Source organism: Dorea ammoniilytica, assembly GCF_025567415.1.
GTDB classification, from domain to species: Bacteria; Bacillota; Clostridia; order Lachnospirales; family Lachnospiraceae; genus Claveliimonas; species Claveliimonas ammoniilytica.
Genome location: NZ_JAOQJV010000034.1, coordinates 1 through 4,166, shown reverse-complemented (window position 1 = coordinate 4,166; position 4,166 = coordinate 1). Strand labels below are relative to the sequence as shown.

Annotated in this window: 5 protein-coding genes; 3 read left to right on the top strand and 2 right to left on the bottom strand. The window is 43.4% G+C overall.

Annotated elements, in window-relative coordinates; translation table 11 throughout:
- Positions 1-138: 138 nt before the first annotated feature.
- Both OCV65_RS13255 and OCV65_RS13250 read right to left on the bottom strand, forming a co-directional pair.
- Complete coding sequence (locus OCV65_RS13255; RefSeq protein WP_416810583.1) at positions 139-831, bottom strand: LrgB family protein; 693 nt, start codon at positions 829-831, stop codon at positions 139-141.
- Positions 828-1,190, bottom strand: coding sequence for a CidA/LrgA family protein (locus tag OCV65_RS13250; RefSeq protein ID WP_262582467.1), 363 nt, complete (start codon positions 1,188-1,190; stop codon positions 828-830). Before OCV65_RS13250 ends, OCV65_RS13255 begins: the two co-directional genes overlap by 4 nt.
- A gap of 121 nt (positions 1,191-1,311) precedes the next feature.
- Here OCV65_RS13250 and OCV65_RS13245 point away from each other — a divergent pair, with 121 nt between their 5' ends.
- The 3 genes from OCV65_RS13245 to OCV65_RS13235 all read left to right on the top strand — a co-directional run bounded on the left by OCV65_RS13245 (position 1,312) and on the right by OCV65_RS13235 (position 3,957).
- Positions 1,312-2,163 carry a polysaccharide deacetylase family protein gene (locus tag OCV65_RS13245; protein ID WP_262582466.1) on the top strand — a complete coding sequence of 284 codons (852 nt, stop codon included), beginning with the start codon at positions 1,312-1,314 and terminating at the stop codon, positions 2,161-2,163.
- 92 nt (positions 2,164-2,255) lie between these two features.
- Complete coding sequence (locus OCV65_RS13240) at positions 2,256-2,915, top strand: trimeric intracellular cation channel family protein (protein WP_262582465.1); 660 nt, start codon at positions 2,256-2,258, stop codon at positions 2,913-2,915.
- Between the two features lie 22 nt (positions 2,916-2,937).
- Entirely contained in the window at positions 2,938-3,957 is a 1,020-nt protein-coding gene (locus tag OCV65_RS13235; protein ID WP_262582464.1) for an alpha-hydroxy-acid oxidizing protein, read from the top strand.
- Positions 3,958-4,166 lie beyond the last annotated feature (209 nt).

Sequence of the window (4,166 nt, the reverse complement as noted above, 5' to 3'; positions counted from 1 at the left end):
GGACACCCTTGCCTTCGGCTATATCCTTCCCACTACCGGGCGGATTCGGGACTTGCACCCGCTAGAAACGTGCGCCGCCGGGCGCACTTTCACTAAAAATGTCACCAGGCAAAGCGCCCGGTGACATTTTTAATCATCTTATATAAACTGTGCAAATATCGATGCTCCTACTACGGTGAGCAACCCCGATACCACAATTGACAGACTGCTCATCGCTCCTTCGATCTCGCCCATTTCCATAGCTTTGGAAGTACCAATCGCATGGGACGCTGTACCGATTGCAATTCCTCTGGCAATCGGATCCTGAATACGGAATGCCTTACACACAAACGGTGCAATAATATTGCCCAGTACTCCGGTAATAATAATGATTGCAACGGTAATCGTTACGTATCCACCAAGTTCTTCCGATACGCCCATTCCAATCGCCGTAGTAATAGACTTCGGCAAAAATGTTACATATTCTTCATGACTGAATCCGAAGATCAGGCTCATTGCCAGTACACAGAGCAATGTAGTCAGCACACCAGACAAGATGCCTGCCACAATTGCTTTCCAATGCTCTTTCAACAATTCTATCTTCTCATATAATGGCACAGCAAGACATACTGTAGCCGGAGTCAACAGATAACTCAGATACTGTGCTCCGGAATAATATACATCATAATCGATATGTGCACATGCCAATACTGCGATTACTGCCACAATTGATATTAATACCGGGTTAAATATATCCATTTTCAATTTATCTTTCAGTATACACCCAACACCATATGCCACGATGCTGATCGTCACGCCGAAGAATACCGAATTTTCAAAAAAACTCATTATTTATCCTCTCCTTTCTTTTCGCCCTTCAGCATCCAGTCTGTTACATATCCGGATACCAGCATTACCAAAAGGGTAGATATAACTGTAATTGCTGCATAAGCCAGCAACTTCGGACGGATAATGTTCCATGAAGTAATCAGTCCCACTGCCGCCGGTATAAACATTAATGGCATGATCTCGATTAAAAATACAGCCGTTTCTTTCACATCTTCCAGTTTGATCCATTTCATACACAGGCATACAAACATCAGCACAAGCCCGTATATACTTGCGGGAATCGATAACGGAATCGCATAATTCAGCAATTCTCCGACAAATGACACCGCAAGGATTATTCCAAATTGTTGTAAATATTTCATAATGTCCTCCTAAAAAATCAACGTTTTCCATTATAATCCTGCCATTTTAAAAAGTCAATTTAACAGAGTACTTTTTATCCATGTTCGTGAATAAATTAATCAAAAAGGATTAGATATCTCTATGAATCTTCACTCTGATCATCTTATCATCAAAAAAGCTCTTTCCATTCTGTTCCTGTTCTCTCTGGCATTTTTCGTAGGACATTTTGCTGGCTTCCTAAGCACATATTTCTTTTCAGTTCCAGATCAGGCTGCCATAACTCCGACAGATGCCCGGATACACTCTTCTGCTGAAGGGAACTGGGGACTCAGCTTTCAAGAAGACGACAAAACTCCAGTTGGTAATGCAACTATGACTGAGCTTGCCGAATATGACGCCTATTATGCGCAGGATACAACCGACAAAGTTATTTACCTGACCTTCGATGCCGGATATGAAAATGGTAATACTGCCCCGATTCTGGATGCTCTAGAAAAACATAACGCTCCTGCCACATTTTTTGTAGTCGGTACATTTGTCAAAGAAAACCCTGATCTGGTCAGGCGGATGAACGAAGAAGGGCACATTGTCGGTAATCACACCTACAGCCATCCCGATATGTCCAAGATTGCAGATAAAGAATCATTTCAAAATGAATTAAAACAGGTGGAGGATCTGTATGAACAGACTGTTGGATCGCCGATGACGCACTTCTACCGACCACCTCAGGGCAAATACAGCACATCCAATCTGGCTATGGCAAAAGAACTTGGCTACAAAACATTTTTCTGGAGTCTTGCCTATGTGGACTGGTATCAGGATAATCAACCTACGAAAGAGGAGGCCTTTGACAAACTACTGAAACGCATCCATCCAGGTGCCATCGTGCTGCTTCACAGCACCTCTTCAACGAATGCTCAGATCCTGGATGAATTACTTACCAAATGGGAAGAATTGGGATATGAATTTCGTGCTCTGGATGAGTTGAAATAACAGATGTTTTTCCTTATAATGGATATAGTGCTCTATTCACTGTCAAGTGATCACTTGCACAATACAAAGTATGTTATAGGGGGACTTGTATTATGCCAGGAAATATTTCGGTTTTATTCATTATGGAGCTCATTGGAACTGCAGCATTTTCCTGTTCAGGAGCTATGGTTGCAATTAAAAAGAACCTGGATCTGTTGGGAATTGTAGTGCTCGGTGTTATTACCGCAGTGGGAGGCGGAATGATACGAGATGTACTGCTTGGCATTCACCCGCCGACGCTTTTTCTAAAGCCGGTATATGTAACAGTTGCCGTCATCGCAGCAATCATTATCTTCCTGCTCATGCGTTCTAAAAACATTTCCAGATTTCTGCTGACCGCAGAATATTATGACTGGACAATGAATCTTCTGGACGCAATCGGGTTGGGGGCTTTTACTGTAGTTGGTGTCAATACTTCCATCTCTGCCGGACAGGGGAATTTTCAGTTCTTAACCATTTTCCTCGGTGTGATTACCGGAGTCGGCGGCGGTCTTCTGCGAGATATGATGGCATGCGAAGTACCAGCAATCCTGCGCAAGCATGTATATGCCTGTGCCTCAATTGCCGGAGCGGTTTTCTACGCATACATAGGCAACCGCATCTCTCAGGATATGGCACTGATTCTCAGTGCATCCCTGGTAGTCGTAATCCGTCTGCTCGCCAGACATTACAAGTGGAATCTCCCAAAATGCAATATGAATCATTTAAACTAACCATACAATAAGGAGGAAAACCATGAATTATTCAGAATGTATCGAACGGGCAAGAAAGCGAATCGGAAACTACTGTAAAGCCTGTCCTGAATGCAATGGAAAAGCCTGTCGTAACCAGATGCCGGGACCTGGTTCTAAAGGAATCGGCGATACTGCCATCCGCAACTATGACAAATGGAAAGAAATCCGCTTACAGATGGATACAATCGCAGAGAACAAACCAGTTGATACCAGTCTGGAACTGTTTGGCAAAACATTTCAGTATCCATTTTTTGCCGGACCGGTCGGTGCCGTACAGCTGCACTACGGTGATTGCCAGACTGATGTAACCTATAATGACATTCTCGTATCTGCATGTGCCGAATACGGAATTGCAGCATTCACTGGTGACGGCATAGACAGCAATGTCATGGTCGCCGCGACCAAAGCTATTCAAAAAACAGATGGTATCGGCATTCCTACGGTAAAACCATGGAATCTTGACACGATCAAAGAAAAAATGGATCTGGTGCACGCATCAAAAGCATTTGCCGTAGCAATGGATATCGATGCAGCGGGTCTTCCATTCCTGAAGAATCTTGACCCACCTGCCGGAAGCAAAACGGTCGAAGAACTCCGCCAGATTATTAAGCTTGCCGGTACTCCATTCATTGTAAAAGGTATAATGACCGTCAAAGGTGCACTCAAAGCTAAAGAAGCCGGTGCAGATGCAATCATCGTATCCAATCATGGCGGTCGCGTATTAGATCAGTGCCCGGCAACAGCTGAAGTTCTGGAGACTATTGCAAATGCAGTCGGCGATTCCATGAAGATTCTGGTAGACGGCGGTATCCGCAGTGGTGCTGATGTGTTCAAAGCTCTTGCACTTGGTGCTGATGGAGTTGTTATTGCCAGACCGTTTGTAACTGCCGTATATGGTGGTGAAAAAGAAGGTGTCCGCTCTTATATAGAAAAGATCGGTAGTGAACTGGAAGATACCATGAAGATGTGTGGCGTATCCAGTCTGAATGAAATTAACAGAGACTGCGTGTTTGTAGGTTAATATTTATTATAGAACTAAAAATGCCCGCTTTTATGCGGGCATTTATTTTGTCTTTCTTTACGCTTGAAGTATCAATTGATCTTTACCAGATTCTCAATACAAAAAAAGACTGTAAACCTTATGGTCTACAGCCTCTTCATATATACCTTCAAAACCGTATACAAGAAACTCTACATCTTCTTACCTATCTCCGTCTTGGTTATGCCCTC

Excerpts from the sequence above, each read along its gene's own strand:
- OCV65_RS13250 (WP_262582467.1), bottom strand. The coding sequence starts at position 1,190 with ATGAAATATTTACAACAATTTGGAATAATCCTTGCGGTGTCATTTGTC.
- OCV65_RS13245 (WP_262582466.1), top strand. The coding sequence starts at position 1,312 with ATGAATCTTCACTCTGATCATCTTATCATCAAAAAAGCTCTTTCCATT.
- OCV65_RS13240 (WP_262582465.1), top strand. The coding sequence starts at position 2,256 with ATGCCAGGAAATATTTCGGTTTTATTCATTATGGAGCTCATTGGAACT.
- OCV65_RS13235 (WP_262582464.1), top strand. The coding sequence starts at position 2,938 with ATGAATTATTCAGAATGTATCGAACGGGCAAGAAAGCGAATCGGAAAC.